Source organism: Maridesulfovibrio sp., from assembly GCF_965230075.1.
In the GTDB taxonomy this organism is placed as follows: Bacteria; Desulfobacterota; Desulfovibrionia; order Desulfovibrionales; family Desulfovibrionaceae; genus Maridesulfovibrio.
This window is the reverse complement of record NZ_OZ245945.1, coordinates 2,862,820-2,876,708: the sequence shown is the minus strand read 5'-3', so window position 1 is coordinate 2,876,708 and position 13,889 is coordinate 2,862,820. Positions and strand designations below refer to the sequence as shown.

Genomic DNA, 13,889 nt, shown 5'->3' with positions numbered 1-13,889 from the left:
CGTCATTAGTTCTGATCCGGCCCAAGATTAACTTAATGAAATAGCGTGGACTCTTCAAATGCGGCTCTGAAGGTTCCAGCCGTTCACGCTTTACACAGGAGATAATCCCAGTGTCTAAAAACCTTTACATCACAGCCACCGAAGAGAAGAGCGGTAAATCTGCCATTGCTCTCGGCGTGATGCAACTGTTGCTGAGAGACCTGCAGCATGTCGCCATCTTCCGTCCCATCATTAATGATAACCAGACCGGTTCCCGTGATCACGATATCAATTTGATCATGGAATACTTCAATCTGGATATCAAATATGAAGACACCTATGCTTACACTCTGAAGGAAGCACGTGAACTCATCAACAGCGGCAAACACTCCCTGCTGCTGGAGAATATCCTCAACAAGTACAGCCAGCTTGAAGAGAAGTATGATTTCGTGCTTTGCGAAGGAACCGACTTTCAGGGCAAAGACCAGAACTTCGAGTTTGACATCAACGCGGAAATCGCCGCCAACCTCAGCTGCCCCGTTCTTCTGGTTGCAAACGGAAGAGGGAAGGGCGCTGACGACATCATCGCATCCACCCAGCTTGTTATCGATGCACTCGAAGACAAGGGCGTAGACACCGTAGCCGCAATTATCAACAGGCTTACAGCTACCGAAGAAGAGAAGCAGGAAATCATGTCCAGCATCAAATGCAAGACAAGATGCACTCAGGAACTTCTCGTTTACGGTATTGATGAAAACGAAAGCCTGGGCAACCCCAGCATGAACGACGTTCGTAAGTGGCTGGACGGTTCTGTTCTGTACGGTCATGGAAGACTTGATACACTCGTTGATGACTACGTTATCGCAGCGATGCGTATCGGTAACTTCCTTGAGTACATTGAAGACGGCAGCCTCATCATCACCCCCGGTGACCGTTCTGACATCATCTTGAGCTCTCTAGCTTCCCGTCTTTCCAGCTCTTTTCCGGACATTTCCGGTATCCTGCTCACCGGTGGACTGCAGCCCAGCGCTTCCGTACACCGTTTGATCGAAGGTTGGACCGGCGTTCCCACTCCTATCCTTTCCGTATCCACCAACACTTACCGTACTACCCAGCTCCTGAGTGAACTGTATGGTAGAATCGATCCTGACGATCAGCGCAAGACAGCTTCTGCTCTCGGTACTTTCGAAGCAAGCGTTAAGACTGATGAACTCAGACATCGCCTGATCACCAGCAAGTCCAGCAAAGTTACTCCCAAGATGTTTGAGTACAAGCTGGTTCAGAAAGCTAAGGCCAACAAGCAGACCATCGTTCTTCCTGAAGGAACCGGTGAAAGAGTTCTGCGTGCTGCTGATATCCTGACCCGTCGTGGTGTTGCTGATATCGTCCTGCTCGGTAAGGCTGATGAAGTTGCCGGTAAGATTTCCCAGCTCGGTCTTGAAATGAACGATGTGCGTATCCTCGATCCCGAGTCCGCACCACAGTTCGACGATTACTGCGAAACCTATTTCAAACTGCGTGAGCACAAGGGTATCCGTATGTCCGACGCCCGTGACCGTATGCTCGATCCCACTTACTTTGCATCCATGATGGTGCAGAAGGGTGACGCAGACGGTATGGTTTCCGGTTCCGTAACCACCACTGCCCAGACCATCCGTCCCGCCTTTGAGTTCATTAAGACCAAGCCCGGTGCGTCCATCGTATCCAGTGTCTTCCTGATGTGCCTCAAAGATAAGGTTCTGGTCTTCGGTGACTGCGCAGTTAACCCGAACCCCAATGCGGAACAGCTTGCCGAGATCGCTCTGAACTCTGCTGAAACCGCCAAGATCTTCGGTGTTGAACCCCGCGTTGCTCTTATGTCTTACTCCACCGGTCAGTCCGGTAAGGGTGCGGACGTTGAGAAGGTTAAGGAAGCAGTAAAAATCGCCAAGGAACGCAACCCCGAGCTGAAGCTTGAAGGGCCTATCCAGTACGATGCGGCCATCGATCCTTCCGTTGCAAAGACCAAGCTTCCGGATAGTGAAGTAGCCGGTCAGGCAACCGTTTTTATTTTCCCCGATCTTAACACTGGCAATAATACCTATAAAGCTGTACAACGCTCCGCCGAGCAGTCAGTCGCAATCGGTCCTGTACTCCAGGGTCTCAACAAGCCTGTGAACGACTTATCTAGAGGCTGCACTGTTCCGGATATTGTTAATACTGTCGCAATCACAGCAATTCAGGCAGCAGCCGAAAAAGGACAAATCTAATGAAAATCTTAGTAATTAACGCTGGTTCTTCTTCTATCAAATACCAGCTTCTGGACATGTCTACCGGTAATGATCTCGCTTCCGGTATCGTAGAACGTATCGGTGAAGAGATGGGTAGCATCTCCTACAAGACCAGTGAAAAATATACCGCTGAACAGCCTTTCCCCACCCACAGGGAAGGTATGGTTGAAGTAATCAACCTGCTGACCGACGCTGACAAAGGTGTTGTAAAAGAAAAATCTGAAATCGCCGCTATCGGTCACCGTATTGTTCACGGTGGTGAGCTCTTCTTTGAGCCTGTTGAAATCGATGACAAAGTTCTGCAGGGCATCCGTGATTGTATTCCTCTCGCACCTCTGCACAACCCCGGTCACGTTATTGGCATTGAGACTTCCATGGAACTGTTCCCCGGTGTAAGACAGGTTGCCGTTTTCGACACCTCTTTCCACCAGACCATGGAACCCAAAGCGTACATGTACGGCGTACCTTACGAGTACTACGAAAACTGGGGCCTCAGAAGATACGGTGCTCACGGCACTTCCCATAAGTATGTTGCTCGTGAAACAGCTAAACTTCTCGGCAAGCCCCTTGAAGAGTCCAACATCATTACTGTTCACCTCGGAAACGGTGCTTCCATCTCCGCAGTCAAGAACGGTAAGTGCTACGACACTTCCATGGGTCTGACTCCTCTCGGCGGTATCATCATGGGAACTCGTTGTGGTGACATTGACCCCGCAATCGTAGGTTTCATCGCTGAAAGAACCAAGCAGAGCGCTGCTGAAGTTGTTGCTACCCTGACCAACGACTCCGGCCTCAAGGGTATCTGCGGTTCTAATGACCTGCGTGACATCCATGCCCGCATCGAAGAAGGCGACGAAAAAGCTAAACTCGCTCTGGATATGGCTTGCCACAAAGTACGTCAGTTCATCGGTGCTTACGCATTCGAACTGGGCCGCGTAGATGCAATCGTATTCACCGCAGGTATCGGTGAAAATGACGAAATTTACCGTGCAAATTGCCTCTCCGGCCTCGAAAACTTCGGCATCACCATCAACAAAGATAAAAACGAAAACTGGGATAGAACTCCCTCCTTTATCAGTGATGACGACGGTGCTGTAAAAGTAGCGATCATCGCCACTAACGAAGAACTCGAAATCGCTAACGATACTGTCAAAGTTCTCGGACTGTAGACTAGTATTTTGATAAAAAAACCGGGGTGAAGTGTGGAAGACTTCACCCCGGTAGAAGAATGGACAGGCGTCTTTATTTTGTGACAGCCGTAAAATAAATTGAAATTTATTTTACCAAATTCATATATATGAATCTGTTAGGCGTATCACTAAGAAGCACTGCCTGAAGGAAACGGTCCGTAGCAGCCTTGAAGGAAGGGGCTGTGCCGCCAGTCTTGTGGAAGGGATTCGGCGGTATCTACGGAAATATTAACGGATGATGTCAGAATAACATCGTCCATCGTATTTGGGGGAAAAATGACAGCTAAATCTGAAAGTGTAAAGCTTTTTACCGATAAAGCTGAGCTTGTGGCTGCTGTAGTGACAGAGATTTCTTCTCTGGATGATGCTTACAAGTACACAATGGATCTCTGCGGAAAAAAAGAAGCCTGTAAAATGCTTATCTCCGGTTGTGAACAGAACCTCTCCAACAAGGCTGAGCAGCTCTGTGCAACCAAAACCGGTAAAACCATCGTAGCTCCCGCGCTCAACAAAAAAGAAACTTCAGCGCTGGAAAAGCAGTGCGAAGAAAATGGTTTTGCTCTGATTAAAGACAGCGTCCGTAACCATCTTGGCGGTATTGATATCGCTTTTACTTATGCCGACCACGGTATTGCCGAGACTGGAACCATCGTAGTCAACTGTCCCAGTGAAGAATTGAGACTTGCTACCATGATCAGTGAAGTACACGTGGCTGTTCTTCCCAAGTCCAAGATTGTGGAAAACTCCTACGATCTCGAATCATGGATGGAAGGTAACATGATGAAAGGTGACTACACCGCATTCATCACCGGACCCAGCCGTACTGCCGACATTGAGCGTGTTCTCGCTATCGGTGTACACGGTCCCCTCGAACTTCATATTCTTATTCTGGAGGACTAATTATGCAGGACGCTAAGAATCTTAAAGAATACAGGAAAGAGATCAAGGAATCCCTTGATAACGATTTTCTCAGAAACGCTATGGATAAATTCGCTGTTGCCTACCGTGGCAGCCGTGCCAATGCGTTTAAAGATATGGATGAAAAAGCTCTGATCCGCGAAATCGCAGATGCTAAAGACGCTGCCGCATCCAGACTCGACGAACTTTTCGAACAGTTCAAAGAAGAAGCTGAAAAGCGCGGTGCAGTTGTCCACCTTGCAAAGGATGCACAAGAAGCCAATGAAATTATCGGCCGCATTGCAATGGAAGAAAACTGCAAGACCATCGTTAAATCCAAGTCCATGACCGCGGAAGAGACCCTGCTCAACCACCATCTTGAAGATGATCTGAACCTCAAGGTTGTTGAAACCGACCTCGGTGAGTGGATCATCCAGATGCGTAAGGAAGGTCCCTCCCACATGGTTATGCCTGCTATTCACCTTTCCCGTCATCAGGTCAGCGATCTTTTCTCTGACGTGACCGGACAGAAGCAGGGCGATGATGTTCAGGCTCTCGTTAAGGTTGCCCGTCGCGAGCTTCGTCAGGCGTTTGTTGATGCTGATATGGGCATCTCCGGCGGTAACTTTGCTATCGCCGAAACCGGTTCCATCGGTCTGGTTACCAACGAAGGTAACGCCCGTCTGGTTACCACCCTGCCCAGAGTTCACGTAGCTCTCATGGGTCTCGATAAACTGACACCCAAGCTCCATGACGCTCTGCGCGTACTGAAAGCACTGCCCCGTAACGCTACCGGGCAGGCAATCACCTCTTATGTTACCTGGATCACCGGGTCCAACGAGTGTGCTGCGGCTGAGGATGACAGGAAGAAAGTGCACTTCGTGTTTTTGGACAATGGAAGACGCGCTCTCGCAAAGGACCCGGTGTTCTCTCAAGTTCATCGTTGCGTACGCTGTGGCGCATGCGCCAACGTCTGTCCTGTCTACCGTATGGTCGGCGGCCACAAAATGGGCCATATCTATATCGGGGCTATCGGCCTCATCCTTACTTACTTCTACCACGGCACTGAGAAGGCTAAGAACCTTGTTCAAAACTGCATCAACTGTGGAGCATGTAAGGAAATCTGCGCAGGTGGAATTGACCTGCCCGGTCTGATTAAAGACATTCAGGCCCGCATTCTGGAAGAAGAAGGACATCCAATGTACTCCTCCTTCCTCGCGAAGATGATGAAGAACCGCAAGCTCTTCCACAAGTTCCTGCGTATCGCTAAGACTGCGCAGAAGCCTGTGAAAGCAAAAGACGGTTTCATGCGTCACCTGCCCATGATTTTCATGCCTGATCATGATTTCAGGGCACTGCCTACCGTTGCTGAAGTTCCTTTCCGTGACATGTGGGCTAAAGTTCAGCCAGCAAAGGTTGCAGCACCCAAGTATAAGGTTGCTCTATTTTCCGGTTGTGTACAGGACTTCGTATATCCCGAACAGTCCGTTGCTACCGTGGAAAGCATGAAAAACAAGGATGTAAACCTTGAATTCCCCATGGATCAGTCCTGCTGCGGTCTGCCGCTGCAAATGATGGGTGAAGTGACTGCTGCAAGGGATGTTGCAATCCAGAACATGGAAGCCTTTGAAGGTACTGACTGCGATTACATCCTGACCATGTGTGCTTCCTGTGCATCTCACCTGAAGCATAACTACATGAAGATGCTCGGCAAAGATCCCCAGTACGCAACCCGCGTGAAAGAATTTGCTGACAAGGTCATCGACTACAGTTCCTTCATGAACGATGTACTTGGTGTTGAAAAAGAAGACTTCCTTGATTCCGCCGGTGAGGCTGTAACTTACCACGCTCCCTGCCACCTCTGCCGTGGTCTGGACGTGAAAGAAGCTCCCCGTGCCCTGATGGAAAAAGCAGGACTGGACTACAAGGAAAGTGCTGAAGAAGAAGTATGTTGCGGTTTCGGTGGAACTTACTCTGTGAAGTTCCCCAAGATTTCCGAACAGCTGCTTACCAATAAAATTAACAATGCGAAGGAAAGCGGTGCAAAAGTTCTGCTTACCGACTGCCCCGGCTGCGTAATGCAGATCCGTGGTGGTGCCAAGAAGCAGGGTGCTGACCTTGAAGTTAAGCACATTGCCGAATATATGGCTGATCGCAGAAAATAAACATGACACACGCTCACTGTCCGCGACTTTGTTTGCCGGTCGCGGACAGTGGTTTAAGCTGCGGCATGTAATAATGCCTCCAAACCCGGTACCTTCACCTCGCAACTGAAAACGCCGGTTACAGGCCGCACATTTAAGGCTTTTCCATTCGCTCGCCCGATGGAAAAGCCTTTTTTATTGTGAGAATGTTTCGCCGTGTTTTGTGGGGATTTTTTCTGTTTCTTGATTGTATTTATTGGCAGCTAAAGTCTTAACTTTTGTTGTTATGTTGTCGATATATGTGTAATGTGATTTGAACTGCAACGCATGGGGTCTTTGTCGCAGTTTATTTTCGAAATTTACGAGCTAAGTTGGAGAGAAGTATGTTGAAAAATCTGTCAATTGGCGGACGTTTTGTCCTTTTGCTGGCTTCAGTGTTAGTTTTTTTGATTCTCTGCGGGGCAATGTTTCTCTCTGAGATTCGTGAAGTTGAGAACATCGGTCTAACCGAAATTGAAAATGTCATGATGCAGGGCCAGAAGGATAAGGTTGAAGTAGCCACCCGGGCTGCAGCAGAATCTCTTGGTGCCCAGCTTAGGGGGGTAGACGGGGATGAAGCAAAAATTGATTTTATCCGCAAGTCCATTGACAGTTTTAGATTTGAAAACGACAAATCCGGATACTTTTTTGTTTACAAAGGTACAGTCGTTGTTGCTTTGCCTCCGAAAAAATCCTTGCAAGGTAAAGATCTAAGTGGCGCAAAAGACAAAAACGGTGTCTTTTTTGTTAAAGAGCTTTCCAGTGCTGCCAGAAATGGCGGGTTTGTAGAATATATTTTTGATAAGCCCGGAAAGGGATTACAACCCAAGCTGGCTTACGCGACCATGATTCCCGGTACTGACATGTGGATTGGGACCGGGGTTTACATCGATAATATTGAAGCGGAAAAAACACGTGTCGGAACAGATATTGACGCGACTATCAAGGCTGATACTCTTAAGATTGTACTGATCATGCTCGGTCTGCTCCTTTTCGCTCTTACTCCACTTTGCATTACCATCGTCCGCTCTATAGTGGGGCCTGTTAAGGATGCAACAGATGCAGCCAGTCGTGTTGCCGACGGTGATTTGACCATTACTCTTAATCCCAGCGGTAAAAGTGAGATTTCTACATTACAGCGTGCAATCAACACCATGACTACAACCCTTGACGAGAACCTTACTGACATCAAGCGCAAGGAAGCTGAATCTGCCGAGCAGGCCCGTGTAGCTAAAAAAATGGCTGCCGAAGCTGAAGAGGCCCGCCAGCAGGCTGAAGGTGCCAAGCGTGAAGGTATGCTCGCAGCTGCCAATAAGCTTGAAACCGTTCTCAATAATATTGTTAAAATCTCCCGTGACGTTGAGAAGTCCACTAATGAAATTATGAACGGCAGCGATTTTCAGAAGCAGCGTATTGCTGAGACTGCGACAGCCATGGAAGAAATGAATGCCACGGTTCTCGAAGTTGCCAAAAACGCCACTGAGACTAACGAAGATACCGAACAGACCAGAGATAAGGCTACCGAAGGGCAGAATGTTGTTCAGGGTACTATTGAATCCATGGTCGGTATTCAGGAGCAGACCAACGAACTGGAACGGCTTATGGACCAGCTCAACACCCAGTCTATTGAGATTGGTAATGTTATGGGCGTGATTAATGATATTGCCGACCAGACCAACCTGCTGGCACTGAACGCTGCCATTGAAGCAGCACGTGCCGGGGAAGCTGGCAGGGGATTTGCCGTTGTTGCTGACGAAGTCCGTAAACTTGCAGAAAAAACAATTGGCGCCACTGATGAAGTTGATAAGTCCATCACTTCTATTCAGGGGCTGGCCAAGCAGAATATTGAAGGTATGCGTACAGCAGTGGAAGCTATTGGTGGTGCTACCGAGCATTCCCGTTCTTCCGGTGAAGTGCTTTCTGAGATTGTAAATCTGGCCTCTAACGCTGCAGGGCAGGTTCAGTCTATTGCGACCGCTGCGGAAGAGCAGTCCGCAACCTCTGATGAAATCAACCGCAGTATCTCTGAGATTGATTCCATGACTGAAGATAACGCCCGTAACAGCATGCTCGCCGCAGAAGCCGCCACTGATTTGTCCCGTGAGGTTGATGCCTTGGTTGCCTTGGTGGAAGAACTTAGAAGTTAAGCTCATTTGGGCTTGTAGAGTCTGTTGAAATAGGCTCTAATGCAGCTTCGAAATATCGAATCCATTGTCCTGTTCTTAAAATGCACTTATGGAACGGAGGAAATAATGATTAAGCATATTGTATGGTGGACTCTTAAAGAGGAAGCTGCAGGAGGAACTGCGGCTGAGAACGGGCTTAAAATTAAAGAGATGATTGAAGCCCTGAATGGAAAAATTGCTGAACTTAAGCATGTAGAAATCAGTCTGGATGTTTTTGAAGCCACACAGGAGTGTAGTCTGGTACTTTACTCTGAGTTTGACAGCAAGGAAGATCTTCAGGGTTATGCAGTACACCCCCTGCATCAGGAATGTGTCGCATTCATTAAGCAAGTAGTATCTTCTCGCCATGCTATAGATTACGTAATCTAGTAAAGCAGTAAATACGCTTTAAAAGGCCGAAGACGATTTGTCTTCGGCCTTTTTTGTTACTGGTGTTTCGGACAGTAATGCTTATATTTATTAAAGGAGATACTTTGCGTGGAGATAAAAATGCATTGATGTATGTTTCTGTGCGAAAAGATTTATTCGCAAAATTCTTCTGAAAAACTTTGAATTTATCCACCAAAGGTGTATATTTTTAGTAAGACTTGGATTTTGTCCTGACAAGGTGTGAGGGCAGCTTTCCTGAAACTATAAACAAGGGGGAGGGCCTATGTTGAAGAATCTATCTATAGGAGCAAGGTTTTTCCTGCTACTGGCATTGATGGTGCTTTTCCTGATTGTGACTGGATTATTTTTCATGGGAGCTATTCGGGATGTTACTGATCTCGGCGTTAGCAACACTGAAGAAATAATGTTTCAGGACCAAAAGGATAAGATCAAGGTAGCTACCCTTGCCATGGCCCGTTCACTCGGAGTGGAAATCAAGGGTATTACTGATGAACATGAAAGGCTTGAATTTATCCGTGCTGCCCTTGATCCGGTTCGTTTTGAAAAAGATAATTCCGGTTACTTCTTTGTTTATCGAGGAACTGTGAATATGGTTATGCCGCCCAAGAAGTCCTTGCAGGGTAAGGATCTTGGTGGGCTGAAGGATAAGAACGGTTTGTTCATTATCCGTGAAATTGCAAAGGCCGCCCAATCCGGAGGTGGATTTGTTAAGTATTATTTTGAAAAGCCCGGAGCAGGGGTACAACCCAAGATCAGTTACGCCATGATGATTCCCGGCACTGATATGTGGATCGGTACCGGAGTCTATATCGATAATATCGAAGTAGAAACCGGCAAGATGGACACTATGATGCACGAAAGCGCAAATGCTTTTACTATGAAGATTGTTTTGGGTGCTGGTGCTGTGCTGCTGTTCTTGGTTTTGCCGCTTTCCATTTACCTGATCCGTTCAATTGTAAGTCCCCTGACTGCTTCCACTGAAGCTGCTACCTCCGTTGCTGAGGGAAATCTTGATGTCTCTCTCAATCCGGAAGGTCGCAATGAAATATCCACTTTGCAGATGGCTTTGAATACTATGGTTGAGACTTTGTCTGCTAACCTTGAAAGTATTAAGTCCAAGGAAGCTGAAGCTCAAGAACAGGCCCGTATTGCTGAAGAAGCAGCTTCCGAGGCTCGCGAGGCCCAGATCAGGGCTGAAGGGGCCAAGAAGGAAGGAATGCTTGCTGCCGCAGATAAGCTGCAGACAGTTGTTGAACGTGTTTCAAGCATTACTGCAGAGGTTTCCAGCAACGCAGAAGAAATTCAGCGCGGAAGTGAGTTCCAGAAGCAGCGTGTTACTGAGACTGCCACTGCTATGGAAGAAATGAATGTGACTGTTCTTGAAGTTGCCAAGAATGCTACTGAAACCAATGAAAGTTCTGCTAAGTCTATGGAAAAGGCCAGTGAAGGGGCCAAGGTGGTACAGGACGTAATCTCGGCTATGGGGAATATTCAGGAACGAACTGCTAACCTTAAGGAATCCATGGAGCACCTGGATACTCAGGCCGTGGAAATCGGTAATGTGCTTGGTGTAATTAACGATATCGCTGACCAGACCAACTTGTTGGCTTTGAATGCAGCTATTGAGGCTGCCCGTGCCGGTGAAGCCGGTAGGGGATTTGCAGTTGTTGCAGACGAAGTGCGTAAGCTTGCTGAAAAGACCATCGGCGCTACCGATGAGGTTGAAAAGAGTATCAGCGGCATTCAGACCCTTACCCGCGAGAATGTTAAGGGTATGGATTCAACTGTCGAAGCTGTTGCAAGCGCTACCGAGCTCTCACGCTCTTCCGGTGATATGCTGGATGAAATTGTTGAGCTCGCCAGGAATTCGGCTGATCAGGTCCGCTCTATTGCGACTGCTGCAGAAGAACAGTCCGCAACTTCGGATGAGATTAACCGCAGTGTCGGTGAAATTGATACCATGACCGAGGAAAACGCCCATAACAGCCAGATGGCTGCTGAAGGAACCCGTTCACTTTCCACTGAAGTTCAAGAACTTCTTAATCTGGTTGAAGAATTGCGTAGTGAAGAGTAATGATAAATATAGGGGCAGATTTATCTGTCCCTATAGAAATCAATAGCGGAGGGTTTCATGGATTCAGAACTTATCGAGATCGTAGAGAGACACCTGCTTGAGAAAGTGGGGTTGCCTTCAGAGAAGATGGTTGTTTTTTTGAAAGAAACATCAATCCATTTGAAGGGACTTATGGACGCTCTTGATGAGGGGATCGATGAAGGGCAGTTTGAAGTGGTGGTTTCCAGTGCCCATACCTTAAAAGGAAGCCTTATTAATCTAGGTCTTGAGGAATTGAGTTTGGTTGCGGGTAATATTGAGACTGCCGCAACCAGCACTTCCCCCTTGTATTTGAGCAGTTACTTTATGCGATTGCGCAAGGCGCTTATACCCTTGCTTGATTATGCAGGTGAAAAATAAAAAATCCCGGAGCAAGCGCTCCGGGATTTTTTTATGTGTTCAGGAATCTTACAGTTCTGTCTTCTGACCAGAGCTGTTTTTCCATGGGCAGGTCGGCAAAACCGACGTGTCCACCGTACTTGGGAATCTGCAGGTACAGGTTTGGGTTGTTTTCGGCATGTTCTACCGGATAGCATTCCGGGGTCAGGAAAGGATCATCTTCTGCGCTGATAATGAGTGATGGCACCCTGATATTATTTAAGAATTGTGCGCAGGATGATTGACGGTAATAGTCTGATGCATCGGCGAAGCCGTTGATTGGAGCTGTGTAGGCGTTGTCAAAATCGACGATATTTTTGATAGAGGAGAGTTTGTCGAGAGGGTAGAGATCCGGGAATTGTTTGTTTTTCACTTTTACTTTCTGCTTCAATGATCGCAAAAAGTAATTACTGTATATGAAATTGGATTTTTCACAGAGTTTAATCGCAGAGGCTTCCAGATCACAGGGGACAGAAATACCAATGGCCCTCTTTACTTTAGCGGGAACTTTATCAGGGTTTTCACCTAGATATTTCAGTACATGGTTACCGCCCATGCTGAAGCCCACGAGGGCGGCATCGTCATAAATACCATGATCAAGTCCGTATTGGAGTACGGTGTGCAGGTCCCGGGTGTCGCCGCTATGGTACATTCCGGGCTTTTTGTTTGGGTCATTACTACAGCCGCGAAAAGTATAGGTAATGCAGTCCCAGCCGGCGAGCACAAGCGCGCGGGCCATGCCGAGAACGTAGGGTCTGCGGGAATTGCCTTCAAGGCCGTGCGCAATGATCGCAAGGCGTGAACTGCTTGCAAGGTGCCAGTCTATATCAAGAAAGTCGCCGTCAGGAGTTTCGATTCTTCTTTTTACTACGGGCGGGAGGCTTACTTTCCGGAAGAGGCGAGGAAATATTGTTTGGAGATGACCCGATTGGAGAGGGAATTTGGGTTTATAGGGAGGGGGTTGCAATAAAGGCATTTGGTAAAAATATCCATCCTTTGGCTTGCTCAATTGAAGCCTGTTGATTGTTGCTTACAGTTCAGTAGAGAATATACGCTTGAAGGCACGCTGTCAAAAGGGTTATGTGCAAAGTAATTAATATCCTTCCCAGGATAGTCAATGGGTTATTGCAGAAGCAGTTTAAGCCCGATTAAAATGAGTACTCCGCCGCCGATCCTTTCAGCGATATGGCTGTAGCTGGAGGCCTTGGCAAATGATTTTCCAAGCCAGAGACCGAAGGATGTCAGCACCAGCGCGGTGATTCCGATCATGACGCAGGGAAAGGCAATTGGGTAGTCCATAATGGAGAAGGAAAGCCCAACGGCCAAAGCATCCAGACTGGTGGCAACAGAGAGGAAGATAAGGGAAAGTCCTTTGGTGGGATCCTTGTAAGTCTCGCAGGAATCATCTGTTTCAAAGGATTCCTGAATCATTTTTCCGCCTACGAAAGCGAGCAGGAAAAAGGAAATCCATGGGGCATAGGTTTCAACCATGCTTTTTACGGTTAATCCAGCGAGCCAGCCCAAAAGAGGCATCAGGGCCTGAAATAATCCGAAATGGAATGATAACCTGAAGTTTTGTCTTTTGTTGACCTCAGGCATGCATAGACCACAGGCCACAGCAATAGTGAAAGCATCCATGGCAAGAGCTACGGAGATAATGAAAATTTCATAAAAAGGCATAGTTCGGATTGGACTCCCATAAATGATCTAGTTAGTTTTCTTACCTTTACTACGTTTGTTTGTTAAGTGGAATAAGTGATAAAAAAGGGCGTGGCCGCTAATCGGCCACGCCTCATTATGCAGGTGGAGGGACCTGCATGAGCTACACGGAAATATTAAAAACCTGCCGCTTTTAAAAAACGTTGCGAGACAAGACCGCTGGCGATATGACGGCGAGTCTCTTCAGATAACTCCAGCTTACCTTCGATATCCACTGGATGGCTGTCATATGCTTCTTTGAGTACTATTTCGAAGTTATCCCTTAGTTTAATAAAGGATTCATCTATCTCGGAATATTTAGAGTTTGCACGCCATGGGAGTGTGAATTTTCCTTCAAGCTCCCCTTTCTTGTGATCCGGTGTGTATAGCCGATAAGTAGTACAGTCCATGCCGTTTCTTTCATTTTTACCGGGCAGGCAGCTTGCTGACCATGATTCCGGCGGTTCGGGGATAGTCGATTCAAGCACAACTTGCGGCAACCCTAACTCTTTTTCAAAGTCTTCAAGCTTGATGGTGTAAGTCAGCACCGGGCGGAAATTGCCTCTTTTTTTATTCAAATTCCATTCAATGATCATTTTCCCTCC

General features: G+C 47.4%; 11 protein-coding genes. 8 read left to right on the top strand and 3 right to left on the bottom strand.

The window, feature by feature from the left end; genetic code table 11:
• The first annotated feature begins 110 nt into the window (after positions 1-110).
• The 8 genes from pta to ACO05Z_RS13120 all read left to right on the top strand — a co-directional run bounded on the left by pta (position 111) and on the right by ACO05Z_RS13120 (position 11,568).
• Entirely contained in the window at positions 111-2,228 is a 2,118-nt protein-coding gene (pta, locus tag ACO05Z_RS13155; RefSeq protein ID WP_421902638.1) for a phosphate acetyltransferase, read from the top strand.
• Positions 2,228-3,418: an acetate kinase gene (locus ACO05Z_RS13150; protein ID WP_421902637.1), complete on the top strand. Its 1,191-nt coding sequence runs from the start codon at positions 2,228-2,230 to the stop codon at positions 3,416-3,418. Before pta ends, ACO05Z_RS13150 begins: the two co-directional genes overlap by 1 nt.
• 297 nt (positions 3,419-3,715) lie before the next feature.
• Entirely contained in the window at positions 3,716-4,339 is a 624-nt protein-coding gene (locus tag ACO05Z_RS13145; protein ID WP_421902636.1) for a LutC/YkgG family protein, read from the top strand.
• A gap of 2 nt (positions 4,340-4,341) precedes the next feature.
• Entirely contained in the window at positions 4,342-6,501 is a 2,160-nt protein-coding gene (gene ldhH / locus ACO05Z_RS13140) for an L-lactate dehydrogenase (quinone) large subunit LdhH (protein ID WP_421902635.1), read from the top strand.
• A 362-nt stretch (positions 6,502-6,863) separates the two neighbouring features.
• A complete protein-coding gene (locus ACO05Z_RS13135) occupies positions 6,864-8,666 on the top strand; it encodes a methyl-accepting chemotaxis protein (protein ID WP_421902634.1) in 1,803 nt (600 codons plus the stop codon).
• Positions 8,667-8,771: 105 nt separating this feature from the next.
• Positions 8,772-9,074: a Dabb family protein gene (locus ACO05Z_RS13130; protein ID WP_421902633.1), complete on the top strand. Its 303-nt coding sequence runs from the start codon at positions 8,772-8,774 to the stop codon at positions 9,072-9,074.
• 283 nt (positions 9,075-9,357) lie between these two features.
• Positions 9,358-11,169, top strand: coding sequence for a methyl-accepting chemotaxis protein (locus ACO05Z_RS13125; RefSeq protein WP_421902632.1), 1,812 nt, complete (start codon positions 9,358-9,360; stop codon positions 11,167-11,169).
• A 57-nt stretch (positions 11,170-11,226) separates the two neighbouring features.
• Positions 11,227-11,568: an Hpt domain-containing protein gene (locus ACO05Z_RS13120; RefSeq protein WP_421902631.1), complete on the top strand. Its 342-nt coding sequence runs from the start codon at positions 11,227-11,229 to the stop codon at positions 11,566-11,568.
• Positions 11,569-11,599: 31 nt separating this feature from the next.
• Here the strand turns inward: ACO05Z_RS13120 and ACO05Z_RS13115 are convergent, their stop codons facing one another.
• From ACO05Z_RS13115 to ACO05Z_RS13105, 3 genes are all read right to left on the bottom strand, one after another.
• Complete coding sequence (locus ACO05Z_RS13115) at positions 11,600-12,562, bottom strand: YheT family hydrolase (RefSeq protein WP_421902630.1); 963 nt, start codon at positions 12,560-12,562, stop codon at positions 11,600-11,602.
• Positions 12,563-12,708: 146 nt separating this feature from the next.
• Complete coding sequence (locus ACO05Z_RS13110; RefSeq protein ID WP_421902629.1) at positions 12,709-13,266, bottom strand: manganese efflux pump MntP family protein; 558 nt, start codon at positions 13,264-13,266, stop codon at positions 12,709-12,711.
• Between the two features lie 155 nt (positions 13,267-13,421).
• A complete protein-coding gene (locus ACO05Z_RS13105; RefSeq protein WP_421902628.1) occupies positions 13,422-13,880 on the bottom strand; it encodes a hypothetical protein in 459 nt (152 codons plus the stop codon).
• Positions 13,881-13,889 lie beyond the last annotated feature (9 nt).

Coding starts and splice junctions, on each gene's coding strand:
- ACO05Z_RS13125 (WP_421902632.1), top strand. CDS start 9,358: ATGTTGAAGAATCTATCTATAGGAGCAAGGTTTTTCCTGCTACTGGCA.
- ldhH (WP_421902635.1), top strand. CDS start 4,342: ATGCAGGACGCTAAGAATCTTAAAGAATACAGGAAAGAGATCAAGGAA.
- ACO05Z_RS13115 (WP_421902630.1), bottom strand. CDS start 12,562: ATGCCTTTATTGCAACCCCCTCCCTATAAACCCAAATTCCCTCTCCAA.
- ACO05Z_RS13120 (WP_421902631.1), top strand. CDS start 11,227: ATGGATTCAGAACTTATCGAGATCGTAGAGAGACACCTGCTTGAGAAA.
- ACO05Z_RS13110 (WP_421902629.1), bottom strand. CDS start 13,266: ATGCCTTTTTATGAAATTTTCATTATCTCCGTAGCTCTTGCCATGGAT.
- ACO05Z_RS13135 (WP_421902634.1), top strand. CDS start 6,864: ATGTTGAAAAATCTGTCAATTGGCGGACGTTTTGTCCTTTTGCTGGCT.
- ACO05Z_RS13130 (WP_421902633.1), top strand. CDS start 8,772: ATGATTAAGCATATTGTATGGTGGACTCTTAAAGAGGAAGCTGCAGGA.
- ACO05Z_RS13105 (WP_421902628.1), bottom strand. CDS start 13,880: ATGATCATTGAATGGAATTTGAATAAAAAAAGAGGCAATTTCCGCCCG.
- ACO05Z_RS13145 (WP_421902636.1), top strand. CDS start 3,716: ATGACAGCTAAATCTGAAAGTGTAAAGCTTTTTACCGATAAAGCTGAG.
- ACO05Z_RS13150 (WP_421902637.1), top strand. CDS start 2,228: ATGAAAATCTTAGTAATTAACGCTGGTTCTTCTTCTATCAAATACCAG.